The organism is Corallococcus sicarius (assembly GCF_003611735.1).
Taxonomy (GTDB): domain Bacteria; phylum Myxococcota; class Myxococcia; order Myxococcales; family Myxococcaceae; genus Corallococcus; species Corallococcus sicarius.
Genome location: NZ_RAWG01000765.1, coordinates 1 through 423, shown reverse-complemented (window position 1 = coordinate 423; position 423 = coordinate 1). Strand labels below are relative to the sequence as shown.

Below are 423 nucleotides of genomic sequence, written 5' to 3'. Positions count from 1 at the left end.
GCAAAGTTGACGTGACTTTCGAGACACGCCAAGCGGTCGTCACCTTCGACGATGCCAAGACCAGCGTGCAGAAGCTGACCAAGGCAACCGCAGACGCGGGCTATCCGTCCAGCGTCAAGCAGTGAGTCACTGAAAACGGCACCGCAGCACAACGGACGTCATTGTCTGGCGCCACAAACGATAAAGGATCTGTTGCATGACCCATCTAAAAATCACCGGCATGACTTGCGACTCGTGCGCGGCGCACGTCAAGGAAGCGCTGGAAAAAGTGCCAGGCGTGCAGTCGGCGCTGGTGTCCTATCCGAAGGGCACAGCGCAACTCGCCATCGTGCCGGGCACATCGCCGGACGCGCTGACTGCCGCCGTGGCCGGACTGGGCTACAAGGCAACGCTAGCCGATGCGCCACTGGCGGACAACCGCGT

General features: G+C 61.2%; 1 protein-coding gene. It reads left to right on the top strand.

Annotation, left to right across the window (positions count from 1 at the left end):
• Window positions 1-196: 196 nt before the first annotated feature.
• A partial coding sequence (locus D7X12_RS42040; RefSeq protein ID WP_208719656.1) for a cation transporter occupies window positions 197-423 on the top strand: 227 nt, incomplete at its 3' end.